This window comes from Methylophilaceae bacterium (assembly GCA_018398995.1).
Lineage (GTDB): Bacteria > Pseudomonadota > Gammaproteobacteria > Burkholderiales > Methylophilaceae.
Genome location: CP073759.1, coordinates 1,565,116 through 1,580,956, shown reverse-complemented (window position 1 = coordinate 1,580,956; position 15,841 = coordinate 1,565,116). Strand labels below are relative to the sequence as shown.

The 15,841-nt window shown below is 40.9% G+C and carries 14 protein-coding genes; 5 read left to right on the top strand and 9 right to left on the bottom strand.

All coding sequences use genetic code 11. The features are described from left to right. The first annotated feature begins 8 nt into the window (after positions 1-8). The gene (gene galE / locus KFB94_08105; protein QVL45213.1) at positions 9-1,019 is read left to right on the top strand and encodes a UDP-glucose 4-epimerase GalE; all 1,011 of its coding nucleotides are present in this window, start codon (positions 9-11) and stop codon (positions 1,017-1,019) included. Between the two features lie 164 nt (positions 1,020-1,183). On the opposite strand, the gene KFB94_08100 is transcribed toward galE, so the two are convergent. The 5 genes from KFB94_08100 to KFB94_08080 all read right to left on the bottom strand — a co-directional run bounded on the left by KFB94_08100 (position 1,184) and on the right by KFB94_08080 (position 7,911). Next, the gene (locus tag KFB94_08100; protein ID QVL45212.1) at positions 1,184-1,846 is read right to left on the bottom strand and encodes an HAD family hydrolase; all 663 of its coding nucleotides are present in this window, start codon (positions 1,844-1,846) and stop codon (positions 1,184-1,186) included. A gap of 106 nt (positions 1,847-1,952) precedes the next feature. Then, entirely contained in the window at positions 1,953-2,579 is a 627-nt protein-coding gene (gene eda / locus KFB94_08095) for a bifunctional 4-hydroxy-2-oxoglutarate aldolase/2-dehydro-3-deoxy-phosphogluconate aldolase (GenBank protein QVL45211.1), read from the bottom strand. Between the two features lie 152 nt (positions 2,580-2,731). Continuing rightward, on the bottom strand, positions 2,732-4,546 hold the full coding sequence (gene edd, locus KFB94_08090) for a phosphogluconate dehydratase (protein QVL45210.1): 1,815 nt from the start codon (positions 4,544-4,546) through the stop codon (positions 2,732-2,734). A gap of 154 nt (positions 4,547-4,700) precedes the next feature. Then, a complete protein-coding gene (locus KFB94_08085; protein ID QVL45209.1) occupies positions 4,701-6,419 on the bottom strand; it encodes a carbamoyltransferase in 1,719 nt (572 codons plus the stop codon). Between the two features lie 19 nt (positions 6,420-6,438). After that, positions 6,439-7,911, bottom strand: coding sequence for a hypothetical protein (locus KFB94_08080; protein ID QVL45208.1), 1,473 nt, complete (start codon positions 7,909-7,911; stop codon positions 6,439-6,441). A 289-nt stretch (positions 7,912-8,200) separates the two neighbouring features. Here KFB94_08080 and KFB94_08075 point away from each other — a divergent pair, with 289 nt between their 5' ends. Then, positions 8,201-9,034 (top strand): lysophospholipid acyltransferase family protein, encoded by an 834-nt coding sequence (locus KFB94_08075; protein QVL45207.1) that lies wholly within the window; start codon positions 8,201-8,203, stop codon positions 9,032-9,034. A gap of 66 nt (positions 9,035-9,100) precedes the next feature. On the opposite strand, the gene KFB94_08070 is transcribed toward KFB94_08075, so the two are convergent. From KFB94_08070 to KFB94_08060, 3 genes are all read right to left on the bottom strand, one after another. Then, positions 9,101-9,769, bottom strand: a complete 669-nt coding sequence (locus KFB94_08070) for an OmpA family protein (protein QVL45206.1) — start codon at positions 9,767-9,769, stop codon at positions 9,101-9,103. 90 nt (positions 9,770-9,859) lie between these two features. Beyond that, a complete protein-coding gene (gene rfaP / locus KFB94_08065; GenBank protein ID QVL46633.1) occupies positions 9,860-10,675 on the bottom strand; it encodes a lipopolysaccharide core heptose(I) kinase RfaP in 816 nt (271 codons plus the stop codon). A 34-nt stretch (positions 10,676-10,709) separates the two neighbouring features. Then, on the bottom strand, positions 10,710-11,867 hold the full coding sequence (locus tag KFB94_08060; protein ID QVL45205.1) for a glycosyltransferase family 4 protein: 1,158 nt from the start codon (positions 11,865-11,867) through the stop codon (positions 10,710-10,712). Positions 11,868-11,918: 51 nt separating this feature from the next. Between KFB94_08060 and waaC the strand changes: the two genes are divergently transcribed. Next, entirely contained in the window at positions 11,919-12,884 is a 966-nt protein-coding gene (gene waaC / locus KFB94_08055; GenBank protein ID QVL45204.1) for a lipopolysaccharide heptosyltransferase I, read from the top strand. Positions 12,885-12,932: 48 nt separating this feature from the next. Here waaC and KFB94_08050 read toward each other — a convergent pair whose 3' ends face one another. Further along, positions 12,933-13,055 (bottom strand): DUF3149 domain-containing protein, encoded by a 123-nt coding sequence (locus KFB94_08050; GenBank protein QVL45203.1) that lies wholly within the window; start codon positions 13,053-13,055, stop codon positions 12,933-12,935. A gap of 196 nt (positions 13,056-13,251) precedes the next feature. Between KFB94_08050 and grpE the strand changes: the two genes are divergently transcribed. Further along, complete coding sequence (gene grpE, locus KFB94_08045) at positions 13,252-13,782, top strand: nucleotide exchange factor GrpE (protein ID QVL45202.1); 531 nt, start codon at positions 13,252-13,254, stop codon at positions 13,780-13,782. A gap of 130 nt (positions 13,783-13,912) precedes the next feature. Further along, on the top strand, positions 13,913-15,841 hold the full coding sequence (dnaK, locus tag KFB94_08040; protein QVL45201.1) for a molecular chaperone DnaK: 1,929 nt from the start codon (positions 13,913-13,915) through the stop codon (positions 15,839-15,841).

Genomic DNA, 15,841 nt, shown 5'->3' with positions numbered 1-15,841 from the left:
ATCAAAATATGATTCTAATCACAGGCGCAGCAGGTTACATCGGTTCGCATACTTGCATTGAGCTTTTAAATGCTAACGTTGAAATTGTGGCTATTGATAACCTCTGCAACAGCAAAGCTGAATCCTTAAAACGTGTGGAGTCGATTACTGGTAAAAAAATTATTTTTTACCAAATGGATGTGCGCGATAAATCTGCGTTACGCGAGGTGTTTAATAAGCATAAGATTGAAGCTGTCATTCATTTCGCTGGTCTTAAAGCGGTCGGTGAATCTATGGCCGAACCTTTAAAATATTACGATAACAATATCTTAAGTACGATTACACTATGCGAAATCATGGACGAGAACAAAGTGTTCAATTTGGTATTTAGCTCTTCTGCTACCGTATATGGGGCACCTAATAAAATGCCGATTAATGAAACTTCTGCAGTTGGGGCAACAACAAACCCTTATGGTACTAGCAAGCTGATGATAGAGAGAATACTGAATGACATACACCAATCAAATGCAAAATGGTCTATTGCTGTTTTGCGCTATTTTAATCCAGTAGGCGCTCATGAGAGCGGTCTAATAGGTGAAGATCCAAATGGTTTGCCCAACAACCTAATGCCATTTATTACTCAAGTAGCAATTGGAAAACATGACTATCTTAATGTGTTTGGTGGTGATTACGATACCGCAGATGGAACTGGTGTTCGAGACTATATCCATGTAGTAGATTTGGCTATTGGTCATTTGTCAGCACTTGATTATGCAACAAAGAATCATGGCATAGTGACACTCAATTTAGGTACCGGAATCGGTTATAGTGTACTTGACGTTATTCATGCTTTTGAGAAAGCCAGTAATAGAAAAATTGCATACAAAATATGTCCGAGGCGTCCTGGTGACATCGCCTCTTGCTACGCAGATGTCAATCTTGCAAAAGAGTTACTAAACTGGACTGCAAGGTTTGATATCCATCAAATGTGTAGAGATGCTTGGCGTTGGCAATTTAATAACCCTAACGGCTATCAATAATCTGTGTTATTTAAATGCAAGCGATTGATTGGTTGGCGCTTCGTGTTTTTCTCGCGCGTTACATTTTTAATTGTTACTGTGCACTAAAAGATAGATTCCTGACGACGTTGTCGCTGGTGTCGTTGCCACAATCAACTAGAAAGCACTTCAAAAAGCCGACATGTTTACTTCGTTAAAGCATTAATATTCTGTAGCACTTGAATACCATGTTCACTAGTGAACACTTTCCAGTCTGGCACATCTGTCCAGTCACTTAAAAAAACAAAATCTAACCCTGCGCGTTTGGAAGAGGCGTAATCGTATTTACTATCTCCGATAAATAATGCTGGAAAGACAATATTGCCACTTTCTATCTCGCGTGTGAGTATCGTGTCTTTATTATCGGGGCTGCCAAACAAACCACTATCAAACAAGTTGGCTAGCTCGCGTTTGTGGAACAAGTCTCGGATTTCTTGTTGATCGCCACCTGACACGACCAACCATTTGGTGTTTGGATACGCTTCGCGCAGCGCTTGTAAGCCATCCGCTATTTTGCAACGCATCAACCCTTTGCTCACTGCTAGACTAAATGCATCCAAATACTCTTGTACAAGCGCTTTTGTAGGCTCTTGTTTCAGCACTTCTGTAATATACCAAACAAACTTTGGATAACGTGAAATACCACCAAATTCGACATGATGATCCACTAAAGCCTGCGCTTGCGCATCCGTCGCACCTAATTTTTTGGCGGTTCGAAAATAAGAATCTATCTTTGTAATATTCGAATCTAATATAACGCCATCACAATCAAATACAATTGTTTTATATTTTCCTACTTCTACAGTCAAGGTGATTACCTCTACACAAAACAGCTTTGAAAATATATTTTTGTTTTTATTAAGAAAAAAGTTTTGTACCTTTTGGTACAAAACTTTTGTATTACCGTTGAGAAACTTAAGCAGCTTTAATTGCACTGGCCTCTTTGGCCAATTTGGTAATGTGTGCCCAGTCTTTATTCGCTAATGCGTCAGCTGGGGTTAACCAAGTGCCGCCGCATACAACCACATTCGGTAACGCTAAAAATTCTGGTGCAGATTCTACTTTAACACCGCCTGTTGGACAGAACATGACATCCGCAAATGGACCTGCAAAACCTTTAAGCAAATTAATGCCACCAACAGCCACCGCTGGAAATAGTTTTAAAAAGTAATAATCATCTGCATTTGCCATCATGATTTCTGAACCAGTTGAAACCCCTGGCAGCAACGGCAAGCCAATTTCACGTGCATACTGACCAAGTGCTGCTGTATAACCTGGACTGACCGCAAATTTGCAACCTACTTCTAGTGAGTTTTTCGCATCTTGCAAGCTGCGCACGGTTCCTGAACCCAAAATTGCATCAGGCACATGTTTAGCAATTTGCTCCATTGCTTGTAATGCGACTGGAGAACGTAGTGTTACTTCTAACACTCTGATACCCCCTTCAAGCAATGCTTCAGCCATTGGCACAGCATCTTCCACTTTGTTAATCACAATCACTGGGATAACTGGGCCTTCTTTTGCTAAATCTAATGTATTCATATTTCTCTCAATATTGATTTAATAAATTCTTTATAACCATTAAAGTAGTCGAATTAGCTTTAAAATCAATCGAGGCAAGGCACTTGAGCGAAGGCAGTACGATAAGTACGACTAGCGAATGCAATGCGGCATCAATTGTATTTTCAAGCTAATTATAGCCAGGTAATAGCGCCTTCTTCAGCAGACAATACATTTTTACGCATGCCACCAAATAGCTCGCGTCCGATCCCATGTTCGTTAGCATGACGTTTTTCATCGGAAAGTGCTTCGACTTCACGCTCTTCCCACACATCCTCATCCACCAACACATTGACCATACCAACTTTGGCATTCAAACGAATAATATCGCCAGTACGTACTTTTGCTAACGCGCCACCCGCAGAAGCCTCAGGTGTTAAATGAATTGCCGCAGGAATTTTTCCTGATGCACCACTCATGCGTCCATCTGTGACAATCGCCACCATAAAGCCTTTATTTTGTAAAACAGCCAAAGGTGGCGTTAATTTATGAAGCTCTGGCATTCCATTGGCTTTTGGTCCTTGGAAGCGGACAACCGCAACAAAATCTCTCTCAAGTTCACCTCTATCAAATGCTTCAAGCAATTCTTCTTGCGCATCAAATACAATGGCCGGCGCCTCGATAATGTGACGATCTTCTGGCACTGCTGAAATTTTAATCACACTTCGTCCAAGGTTGCCTTTCAGCAAACGCAAGCCACCAGAAGGGTCGAATGGATGTTCTGCATTGCGCACAATCAACTCATCTTTACTCTCTTTTGGTAAATCTTTCCACACTAATTTATTTTCTTCTTGAACTGGCAATTTGCCATAATCTCGCAACCCGCCATAAGAAACGGTAAATACATCTGGGTACATATAGCCTGCATCAATTAATTCACGAATTATAAATGCTGGACCACCGGCATCTTGAAACTGATTCACATCGGCTATCCCATTAGGATAGACCTTAGCAAGTAATGGCGTTGTTTTTGCCAAATGGTAGAAATCTGTCCAATCGATGATAATGCCTGCAGCACGCGCAATAGCCACCCAGTGAATTAAGTGATTGGTTGATCCCCCTGTCGCCAATAATGCCACCATGGCATTGACAATCACATGCTCATCGACCAGTTTACCAATCGGTGTGTAATGTTTTTGTTTGGTATTTTCCAACACCATTTTTACTGCCTCACGCGTCAACAGCTCTCGCATACCATCATGCGGGTGAATAAAAGCCGAGCCTGGCACATGCAAGCCCATAGCCTCCATTAACATTTGATTACTGTTTGCTGTACCATAAAAAGTACAGGTTCCAGCGCCATGATAAGCAGCAGATTCAGACGCCAATAATTCTTCTCTTCCAATTAAGCCTTGCGCATATTGCTCTCTCACTTTTGATTTTGAGGTGTTATCAATACCAGTACTCATTGGACCAGCAGGGACAAAAACACAGGGTAAGTGACCAAAGTGCAAAGCACCAATCAACAATCCGGGCACAATCTTGTCACAAACGCCTAATAATAAAGCGGCATCAAATACATCATGAGACAACGCAATGGCAGTGCTCATTGCAATGGTGTCACGGCTAAATAAAGATAATTCCATGCCAGGCTCACCTTGCGTAATACCATCACACATAGCAGGTACACCACCAGCTACTTGGGCGGTAGCACCCAACTTAGAAGCCTCATCTTTAATAATGCCTGGATATGACCAATAAGGCTGATGCGCAGACAGCATATCGTTGTATGCCGTCACAATACCAATATTTGGCGCTTTTTCTGCCACAACCTTAAATTTATCATTTGTTGGCATGGCCGCAAAAGCGTGTGCCACATTTGCGCAACCTAGTCGATCTGCACCTCTGTCGCGATTCGCTATTTCATCTAATCGTTGTAAATAGGCAGTACGAGTAGGACGGCTTACTTCAATGATGCGTTCTGTCACTTCTACATGGGATTGTTTCATACTTGATTCAACTCACTTATTTGATACTGCAAACTATGCAGAATTTAATTAATTAACGTCTGATTATCGCTTAAAAGAGGGATTTTCGTCAAATAACATAAATAATCAGATGCAATTTCTTTTTAAAAAATAACCACTTACATCTTAAAATAAATCATTTTTTTGTTACCAAAATATCTTCTAACATTAAATACTCTAAGTCACAGCCATAAAACATATTCAATGCATCAGTCGGACTACAAATCATAGGCTCACCACGGCGATTGAGCGAGGTGTTGAGAACAACGGCATTGCCACGTAACTTTTCTAGATGTTCGATTAATGCATAATAGCGCGGATTGGTCTCGCGTGTGACCACTTGCGCACGGGCAGTACCATCTTCATGCACAACCTCAGGAATGCGATCATTCCATGCCGGATTCACATCAAAGGTAAAGGTCATATAAGGTGCAGGATGGCTAGTTTGCAATAAATCCTCTGCCACCGTATCTAGCATACTGGGACAAAATGGGCGCCAGCGTTCACGGTATTTAATTTGTGCATTTATCCGATCAGCAACACCAGGGTAACTAGGGTCTCCTAGAATACTACGACAACCAAGTGAGCGTGGTCCAAATTCCATTCGCCCCTGAAACCAAGCCAGAGGATTGCCCGCTGCTAACAATTCAGCTGCTTTTTTAGGGCCCTCTTTAACACGGGTAAACACTGGTTTTTCTGGATGTGCTTCGCAAGCTGCAATACATTCTTCATTTGTAAACGAAGGGCCAAGATAAGCGTGTTCCATTTTATGGATAGTTTCGCCAGCCAAATGTGCCGCGTATGTGGCGGCACCAAGTGAAGTACCATTATCACCTGAAGCGGGTTGCACAAACAGCTCTTTGACATAGGGCAAGCTAATAATACGTTGATTGAGTTTCACATTCAGCGCCACACCGCCCGCCATTGCGATCTTGCCTGTTTCACGAATAATATCGCCTAGGTAATATTCAATCATTTCTAGCGCTAATTTTTCTAACAGCGCTTGAATAGAAGCCGCGTAATGGATATAGGGATCGTCAATTTCATCGCCATGCCGTTTTGGACCAAGGCGTTTGATGAGTTCTGGGGTGAAATAATAGCCTTTGCCATTTTCTTTGTAGCGACGTAAACCCACCACATTGACTAGTTTCGTATTAACAATCAACTCGCCATTTTCAAACTTAGCCAAATCAGATAAATCATACTTAGTTGGGTCGCCATACGGTGCCATCCCCATGACTTTAAATTCGCCGTCCAACATATCAAAACCTAAATATTCCGTCATCGCGCCATATAAACCGCCTAAGGAATCTGGGTCATAAAACTCTTTAATTTTGTGAATGTTGCCATGTTCACCGTAGCCAAAGAAGGTAGTCGCATATTCACCTTTACCATCAATGCCGATAATGGCGGTTTTTTCTGTAAAGCCACTTAAATGATAGGCACTAGAAGCGTGTGACAAATGATGCTCAACAGGTACAAATTTAGCATTGGTTAAGCCCAACTCTTTCATTAATGCAAGTGATTTATCACGATTACGTCTAAAACGGCGATTACCGTTAAAAATCGCATCTAAAGCGCGATCTGGCGCATACCAATGCCGCTTTGCAAAGTGCCAGCGTGCTTTGGTATTTAATGGAATTTCTGCATAAGGAAAAGCAACAATATCAACATCCTCAGGGTTCACACCCGCTTGCTTGAGACAAAACTTTGCCGCTTCGTATGGAAACTTATTTTTAGCATGTTTATCGCGAAGAAAGCGCTCTTCTTCTGCTGCTGCGATTATTTTTCCATCAACCAAAATAGCGGCAGATGCGTCATGGCTTAAAGCGCCAGATAAACCCAATACAATCATGTTATTTAACTCAGTGTGATTATTCTAAAATTTGTGCCATTCGCAATGGTGCGTGATCGACATAAACAACTTGAAATACTTTCATAAACGCATTATACAGTGAAGGCGTGTCTTTCCAATTTTGCATAAACCGCTTAATGTCGCGTGCATGATTTTTTTTTGCAAAAAAAGTATACCGATGTTGGCGCATACTATCTAAATCAATCAACAATGGCTTGCCATCTGACAGCACTTTTACATTACTTGCTTTCATGTCGCCATGCGATAGCTGTAATAAATACAGCCGATAAAACAATTGTACAGCTTGTTTAATTGCTTCTGATCGTAGCTGCTTATCCTGAGTATTTGCAAAAAAGTCTGCTATATCTGGAGCATCTACATATTCGGTCAAAAAATAAGCCTTATCTTTAAAGATGAATCTTTTTGTTTCTACCAAGGCTATCGGTCTTGCTGTAAGCAAACCTAACAGTTGCATGCGATGTGCGTTTGACCAAGAAATAGAGGCTCGAGAGCGCCTCAGTGTGCGGCTAATTCTGTGCCAAATATGCTTAATATTGTATCGTTTAATCACCACATCAAGCGCGCCTATTGGGGCAGATACGACTGTGCAAGTATTGCCATTTTTTATGAGATGCGCAGGCGTAAAATAAGCGTCTAGCGCTATTGCAGTTTGTGGAAAATCAGGCGTTATAGCGTCCGCACTGATCGCAACAAATGTACCGCTTCTATTACTGACAGTCACATCAGTACATTGTCTAAATACTTTTTTATCCGCATAAGCCGATGCTATTTTTTTTCTTGCCGCATCAATCAATAATTTAAGCTTATTCGGATTGATTGGTGGATGCCATGGTCGAGCATTTGCATACTGTTCTAACAAAGAAGAAAGGTGCCCATCAAGCGTTAACACATCAAATTTTGACAATAGCTGGCAAAGGTTATGATGCGTTTTCTTTAAAGACAACTTTTTAAAAGTACGAATACCATCCCCATCAATGGTGTAAATAGCATCATATTGAATTAAAAAGTTCTTCAAATACATATCCGTTTGTAATAAACCAGCTTCATGGTGTTGGGCTATAGTTTGTATTAGCTGATGCGCTAGTTCAATACGCACAAAATCGTTGGCATTTTTCCAAATGTCTTCTGCATTTTCTGAATGTGCAATAGCTTCAACAATAACGATATAGGCTTGATCATAAGCCAGCGCACCTTGCTTTAATATTGCCGGGGTTAATATTTTTGCTTTTTGAAGCGCCTCAATACCCTGCACATCTCGCAAAGCATAATGTGCAGCTTTTTGACCAAAAAAAAGCTTGGCATACACCGGCTTCCCACGCCAAATCGCCTTGCAAACACAACGACGTTTAGGCACATAACGTACCACTTCTAAAGCAGTTAAACTACTGGCATCATCTAAGGTAAGCATGGATGTGTGAATGCCAAAACTGGCTAACAAACTGGCATTCTCTTTTTTCGCTATTATCTGCATAGTATTTAATCAACTTTTAACATCATACTGTTCGCACTAGTGTAAGCATTTTTTTGTTGCGGCATGTTTTGTCGATTGATAAACAATCGTTCAATAATAAAATCCAATGACTGAATATTTAGCAATATCAACCGCCCCAAATCATGCATTTGATGTTGTGTAATAATTGCAAGTAATGTTCACACTGAAACGATGATTTCATCGCATATCTATTCTGATGTTGGCATTATATCAGCCATCAATCAGCAAATGATGCGTTAATCTTGTTTGCGCTTATAATGGCAAACGTATGTTGAGACTTATCCTTAAACCGTTATCCTTACTACCTTTATCTATATTGCATTTATTAGGCAGTGTATTGGGCCGCACGCTGTTTTTGTTTGCGCTAAAGGCAAAATCTCGCACGGTTAGTAATATTAAGCAAAGCCAGTTATTTTCAAATCAAATCAATACATCGGTCAAACAAAGCTTTATTGCAATCGGCAAAGCAATTTTAGAAACACCTTTTATTTGGTATAGCAATAATCAAAAAATTGCGCAATTGATGCGGCATGTTGAAGGTTGGCAACAGGTAGAGGCCGCAATAAAACGCAATAAAGGTATTATTTTCCTTACGCCCCACATGGGTTGTTTTGAGATTACTTCTTTGTATTATGCATTACATCACCCAATCACAGTCTTGTATCGTCCACCCAAAAAAAAATGGTTGGTCCCGCTTGTTAGCAATCGTAAACGCCACAACATCACCTTAGCAGAAGCCAATACCAATGGTGTAAGAAAACTACTTCAAGCCTTAAAAAAAGGAGAGGCGATTGGCATATTGCCCGATCAAATTCCAGCAGCCGGGGAAGGTGTTTGGGCAGATTTTTTTGGCAAACCAGCATACACAATGACATTAGCTAGCAAGTTAGCAGAAAAAACAGGCGCTACCGTCATCATGGCTTTCGGTGAGCGCCTATCCAATGGCAAAGGCTATATTTTACACTTAAGCCATGTAACCTCTATTGCAACCCCAGACTTACTGAACAAAGCGATTGAAACCCAAATAGCACAACATCCAAGTCAATATTATTGGAATTACAATCGTTATAAAATAAGTAGGAAATCTAAAGTGAATCGATGAACGCGCAATTGGGAATATAAAAAACCGAACACAATAAGTTCGGTTTTTTGTTTATTGAACATTTAATTAGTTGCTTGTGGCTTCTGATGTCACAGACTCTTTAACATAAATCTCAACACGGCGATTTTTAGCCATGTTCGCTTTTGTATCGTTCGCAACCAATGGTTCGCGCGAGCCACGTCCTTCTGTTGAGATGCGGCTAGATACAACGCCTTTAGTGCCCAAGTAATCTCGCACACTATTTGCGCGCCTTAATGATAGTGGATTATTAACAGCGTCTGAACCAGAGCTGTCTGTGTGCCCAATAATCGTGAGCGTTGTAACTGGATTTTGCACCAATCCTGCGGCAAAAGTATCTAGCACAATTTGAAAATTTGAATCCACTCGCGCACTACCAATTGCAAACGAAATATCACTCGGTATTTCAAGCTTCAATTGATTGTCCGCTGTTTGTGTGACTTGTACGCCAGTGCCCTGTGTTGCGGCCTCCATTTCTTGCTTCTGTGCTTCCATCTTTTTAGACCACACATTACCAGCAACAGCACCAACACCTGCACCTACCGCAGCGCCAATCGCAGCGCCTTTACCCTTACCAGCAACAGCGCCAACTACAGCACCAACACCTGCACCAATCGCAGCACCTTTAGTTGTTCCCTTTTGTGTTTCTGACATATTGGCACACCCTGTTAATGCAAATGCAGCAATAACTGTAGCGATGATTGTTTTGTTTACCATTTTGATACTTCTTTTAAGTTAATCTTATTTTTATCGCACACTCAAAACAATTAGATAACGCCTGCACCTTCAAAAAAGACGACTGACCACTCAATTTAATTTACTGCGCTGTTGCCTGAGTTTCTTTTGAAACTTTTCACTTTTAAATTTGAGATAAAGCTTGCTTGCTCTCGCTTCTACGGCATGCCAAAACTGACTCGATTGTTGCTGATAATACCGTTTGAAGCGAAGATAATCTCTCGCTGTCAAACCAGCATCTAAACTAGAAAAATATAAAGCAGCGATGTCTTTCATATTAGCTTTTATTGATGGTCTGTTGTGAATAATCACACGATGTAGATCTATCAAATAAAGCTTAATCTTTGTTAAATCTTGATCATGGATGTATTGAGCATCCAAGCAAAGATGACATAAATAAAAATCACGATGATTGACGCCGTTTTCATGAATAGTCTTTGCTAATTTAGCAGTGGCAATAATCAGCTTACGCTTTAATTCAGGCTCTGGTGGATTATTTTTCCAGTCGGCACATAAATCCTCTAAAGAAATAATATCCCCCAAATCTTCTGTCATCACAAAAGATTGTAGGCTTGCAGGACTGCAGCCACGCTGTCCATAAGCCACTAAAGGGGTTGTTGCAATACCTAAAGAAGTCACTTTTTGAATTGCCTCAACTTCAGTCATAGCACCTAAAATTGGTTTTTTAAATGATAGTATATTTTTAACTATCTCGCCCCAGCCCACGCCAAAATGTTGCTTGATAAAATAGTGCTTGCCCTGTAGCTTCACCTGACTGGTCTTGCGGCCTGGCACGTCACGAAATGCTTTGCCAGCTAATTTCATCGCTTTTTCGAAAGTGTCAGACGGTTGTCCGTTACCCAGTGCTTTACGCAAACTGATTGGCATTTCAAATCGTATTTTTTGCTGAAATCTCATTCTTTTATTCATGCGCCTTATTCAACTTCTTTTGCGCCAGATCGATTAGAATTCGCGCCTCTGCACTGCCATCATTTGCGGCCATAATAGCAGTCATGTATGTTAATCCGTTTTCTGCCCACTTTGGTCTAGATTTAACGTCCATGGCTAATGCTTCGCGCATCATCAACCATTCCGCATTAAATTGCTGCTGACTAAAAGGCATTTTAGACACAATACCTGCCTCTGCCGCCTCAACATGATTGGCATAGCCACAGCTCTCTGTCACCAACATAGGCGCACCACAAGCCATGCCTTCCAATATAACCAAACCAGTATTTTCTCGATAAGCTGGATGCACACAAACATCAGCACCTTGCATCAATCTTGGGATATCTGTTCGTCCTTTGGCGATAATCACGTTTGATTGCACACCCAGTTTTTTTGCCATATTGGCAAACTGCTTTGGATTATCTTGGCCAACAGCTACTAGCCTAGTGTTAATACGCAACTGTTCCGGCATTGCAGCTAAGGCTAGAATAGCGCGATCTAAGCCTTTTATTGAAAAGCCAGAGCCTGTTAATAAATACACAAAATCAGCGTCGCCAAAACCAAAAAGAGTTCGCAAATATTGTCGCATTTTCACTTTGTTTTCTAAGGCAAATCGCTCAGATGAAAGATAGGGTGGTATATAGTGAAATCGTTCGTCTTGCAAACCATACCATTGTTGAAAGTGGCGCTTTTCAGCCAGCGAAACTGCCAAAATATGTGTTACTGATGTCACTGAAAAAACTGCTTTTTCACATGCCAAAAACCACCGCGTCCTTGGTATTAAACGATATAAAAAACTACGTTGCGTGTGTGCCTTTTCAATAAAACAAGGGTCAGCCGCAAAGTGTGCATCCAGCCCCGCCATTCGGTTATAGCCAATAATATAGTCAAAGTTACCTTGTTGAATCCTATCAAAAGTGGCTTTAATAAATTTTTGATATCGCCGATAATTGAACCAACCAGTTTGCGGCAATAGGTGTACTGCCATCTTTTCAGGGACCTCTCCCTGCCAACTCAAAGTGAACACTTCCACTTTATGTCCACATTTAACCAGTTCATTAGCTGTACGTAGCATGTCGCGTTGCATGCCTCCGAACGGAAAGTACTTAAAAATTATGAATGCAAATTTCAATGACTCGTTAATCCAGCTAGAAAAGTATTGATTGTATGCGAAAATAGCGCCATGAAACGCATTTTACTGGTTAAAACATCGTCGTTAGGTGATGTTGTTCACAATTTACCTGTTGTGTCCGATATTTTAAAACAGCATCCTGATGCCCATATTGATTGGCTGGTTGAAGAGGCTTTTGCTGATATTCCTAGGTTGCATCCCGCCATTAAGCAGGTATTTACGGTTGCTGTAAGACGTTGGCGAAAACAATTGTTTAGTCAACAAACGTGGTGTGAGATAGCCAGTTTTAAGAAAAAACTATCTCAACAGCCTTATGATTTAATCATTGATACACAGGGATTGATTAAAAGTGCGCTTATGTCATCTTTTGCGCAAGGCCGTAAAAGTGGTATGGATAAATCTTCTGCACGTGAATCTCTGGCAAGTTACTTTTACGACAACCAGCATCCTGTCGCACGCGATCAGCATGCGGTGACACGCAATCGTGAACTGGCTGCACAAGCTTGCGGCTATCTGCTGGTTGATAACGCGCCCAACTATGGTATTACCGCGCCTAGTCATGTGTTTGATTTTGCTTTACCCCAATCATTTGCAATGGGCTTACACGGCACCAGTAAAGATAGCAAGCTTTGGCCAACTTCTCATTGGATAATGTTGGCGAATGCACTGTCAACGCAGCAGCTGTGTCTGGTGATGCCGTGGTCAACGGAAGCAGAACATCAGCGTGCGCAAACAGTGGCTAGCGCGACTGATAATGTTGTTGTGCTGCCAAAGCTGCGTATTGGGGAGTTGGCCAGCATTATTGAAAAGGCACGTTTGGCGATTGGTGTGGACACAGGGCTTTTACATTTAAGTGCTGCGCTAAATAAGCCAACTGTAGCTATTTATACGGATACAAATCCTGCACGCACAGGTGTTATGGCTTCCATTCATAGCAAGGCTATCAATTTAGGTGGCGTGCAACAAACGCCTTCTGTTGCTTCAGTACTAGAGGCTATTTTGAAAGTCACTGCCTAAAAAGTCATGCGTTATCAGCAATATCATCTTAGAACAAAATAATACTCACTATTTGCTTAGGTGTTTTACAACAAAATAAGCAAAGCCCAACATTGCAACAATGATTACGAGAATAACGATAAAGCTCATTAGTCCATAATCAGTTGATAATAAATCTAGCCATACTTTCATTTTATTTACCTCGTGGTTAAAAAATGTGACAGTAATTAATCATCCCACCGATGAAGAATCGACTATTTGACCTATAACAAATAATAGTGAAATAACTGAATCCTCTATTAAGCACATAAAAATGAGGTAACTGCCTTGAAATTAATGGTTGTATCTCCATATAAAAGTCAGGATTAATTTAAGAACAGGGAAACCAATGTCAGACGAACAAAACACACAAGACGAAAATATTGAATCACAAGCGGAAAACACCGAAACAGAGGCGCCTGAATTAACACTAGAGGCGCAGATTGAGGCATTAAAGGCAGAACTAGAAGAGGCAAAAGCGCAGGTGCTTTATGTAAAGGCAGAAGGTGAAAATATTCGCCGTCGTTCTTTTGAAGATGTGGATAAGGCACGTAAGTTTGCACTGGAGAAATTTAGTGGTGAATTGCTAGCAGTTAAAGATAGTTTGGATGCGGCGCTGGCAGTGGAAAGTGCAACAGTGGACAGCTATAAAAACGGTGTTGAGCTAACAGCAAAGCAATTACTCAGCGTATTTGAAAAATTTAATATCGCAGAGGTCAATCCGGTAGAAGAAAAGTTTGATCCGAATAAACACCAAGCGATTAGTACAATTGAATCTGAAGGCGAGCCTAATACTGTTTTATCGGTATTGCAAAAAGGTTATACGCTTAATGAGCGCGTGTTACGCCCTGCTTTGGTGGTAGTTTCAAAAGCAAAATAGCCCTGAATTAATGAGGGTCTTGAAAAAGAAAAAACCGACCCAATCTCTGATGCAGGGCAACAAAAAAGAATACCTATTTAACGAATACACATTATTAAATATAGCAATTTAGAAAGATAAGGAATAGAACATGGGCAAAATTATTGGTATTGACTTGGGCACAACGAACTCTTGTGTTTCAGTAATGGAAGGCGGCAAACCGCGTGTGATTGAAAACGCTGAAGGCACGCGCACAACACCATCAATTATCGCGTATCAGGAAGATGGCGAAATATTGGCGGGCGCACCAGCAAAACGTCAAGCTGTGACCAATCCAGAAAACACGCTTTATGCAGTAAAACGTTTAATTGGTCGCCGCTTTGATGAATCTGCGGTACAAAAAGACATTAAATTAATGCCTTACAAAATTGTTAAGGCAGACAATGGCGATGCATGGGTTGAAGTGCGTGGCGAAAAAATGGCGCCTCCACAAATATCTGCAGAAGTATTGCGCAAAATGAAAAAAACAGCTGAAGACTATTTGGGCGAAGAGGTAACAGAAGCTGTGATTACTGTACCCGCTTATTTTAACGATAGCCAGCGCCAAGCAACCAAAGATGCTGGTCGTATTGCAGGTTTAGAAGTAAAACGAATCATCAATGAACCAACAGCGGCGGCTCTTGCATTTGGTTTAGATAAACAAGAAGGTGACCGTAAGATTGCGGTGTATGACTTAGGTGGTGGTACATTTGATGTGTCTATCATTGAGATTTCTAGCATTGATGGTGAACATCAATTTGAAGTACTTTCAACCAATGGTGATACTTTCTTGGGCGGTGAAGATTTTGATAATCGCATTATTGACTTCTTGGCTGATGAATTCAAAAAAGACAATGGTGGTTTAGATTTACGTAATGACTTATTGGCGAAACAACGTCTTAAAGAAGCAGCTGAAAAGGCAAAAATTGAGCTTTCTTCAAGTACGCAAACAGAAGTGAACTTGCCTTACATTACTGCAGATGCAACAGGACCTAAACATTTAGTCGTGAAAATTACACGTACTAAATTTGAAAGTATGGTTGAAGATTTGATTGAACGTACCATGGCGCCTTGCACCACAGCCATGAAAGATGCCGGCGTTTCTGCTTCTGATATTACTGATGTGATTTTGGTTGGCGGTCAAAGCCGTATGCCTAAGGTACAAGCGAAAGTGCAAGAGATTTTTGGCAAAGAGCCACGTAAAGACGTGAACCCTGATGAAGCAGTTTCTGTTGGTGCTGCTATTCAAGGTGGCGTATTACAAGGTGATGTGAAAGATGTCTTGCTACTAGATGTTACGCCATTATCTTTGGGTATTGAAACACTGGGTGGTGTGATGACTAAACTCATTAAAAAGAATACAACCATTCCTACTAAGGCATCACAAGTATTCTCAACAGCAGAAGATAATCAAAATGCGGTAACGATTCAAGTGTTGCAAGGTGAACGTGAAATGGCAAATGCCAATAAATCACTTGGTCAATTTAATTTAAGTGACATTCCACCCGCACCGCGTGGTCAGCCACAAATTGAAGTGACTTTTGATATTGATGCCAACGGTATTTTGCATGTTTCAGCAAAAGATAAAGCAACAGGCAAAGAGAATAAAATTACGATTAAAGCCAACTCTGGCCTAAGCGAAGAAGAAATTCAACGTATGGAGCAAGATGCTGAAGCGCATGCTGAGGAAGATAAGGCATTACGCGAATTAGTCGATGCCCGTAACAGTGCTGACGGTATGATTCATAGTGTGAAAAAATCACTTGATGAATATGGTGACAAGCTTGAGGCTGATGAAAAAGCGAAAATTGAAGAGGCTATTAAAGATTTAGAGTCTGTAATTAAAGACGGTGATAAAGAAACGATTGAAGCTAAAAACAATGCGCTAATGGAAGCTTCTCAAAAACTTGGCGAAAAAATCAATGCGAATGCACAAGCAGAAGCCAACACAGAAAGTGCTCAAGCAAGCAAAGATGGTGAAAAAACGATTGATGCTGAAGTGGTTGATGCTGAGTTCGAAGAAGTGAAAAAAGAAGACTAA

Excerpts from the sequence above, each read along its gene's own strand:
- KFB94_08050 (QVL45203.1), bottom strand. The coding sequence starts at position 13,055 with ATGAAAGTATGGCTAGATTTATTATCAACTGATTATGGACTAATGAGC.
- grpE (QVL45202.1), top strand. The coding sequence starts at position 13,252 with ATGTCAGACGAACAAAACACACAAGACGAAAATATTGAATCACAAGCG.
- edd (QVL45210.1), bottom strand. The coding sequence starts at position 4,546 with ATGAAACAATCCCATGTAGAAGTGACAGAACGCATCATTGAAGTAAGC.
- KFB94_08070 (QVL45206.1), bottom strand. The coding sequence starts at position 9,769 with ATGGTAAACAAAACAATCATCGCTACAGTTATTGCTGCATTTGCATTA.
- KFB94_08075 (QVL45207.1), top strand. The coding sequence starts at position 8,201 with ATGTTGAGACTTATCCTTAAACCGTTATCCTTACTACCTTTATCTATA.
- eda (QVL45211.1), bottom strand. The coding sequence starts at position 2,579 with ATGAATACATTAGATTTAGCAAAAGAAGGCCCAGTTATCCCAGTGATT.
- rfaP (QVL46633.1), bottom strand. The coding sequence starts at position 10,675 with ATGCCAATCAGTTTGCGTAAAGCACTGGGTAACGGACAACCGTCTGAC.
- KFB94_08085 (QVL45209.1), bottom strand. The coding sequence starts at position 6,419 with ATGATTGTATTGGGTTTATCTGGCGCTTTAAGCCATGACGCATCTGCC.
- galE (QVL45213.1), top strand. The coding sequence starts at position 9 with ATGATTCTAATCACAGGCGCAGCAGGTTACATCGGTTCGCATACTTGC.
- KFB94_08080 (QVL45208.1), bottom strand. The coding sequence starts at position 7,911 with ATGCAGATAATAGCGAAAAAAGAGAATGCCAGTTTGTTAGCCAGTTTT.
- waaC (QVL45204.1), top strand. The coding sequence starts at position 11,919 with ATGAAACGCATTTTACTGGTTAAAACATCGTCGTTAGGTGATGTTGTT.
- dnaK (QVL45201.1), top strand. The coding sequence starts at position 13,913 with ATGGGCAAAATTATTGGTATTGACTTGGGCACAACGAACTCTTGTGTT.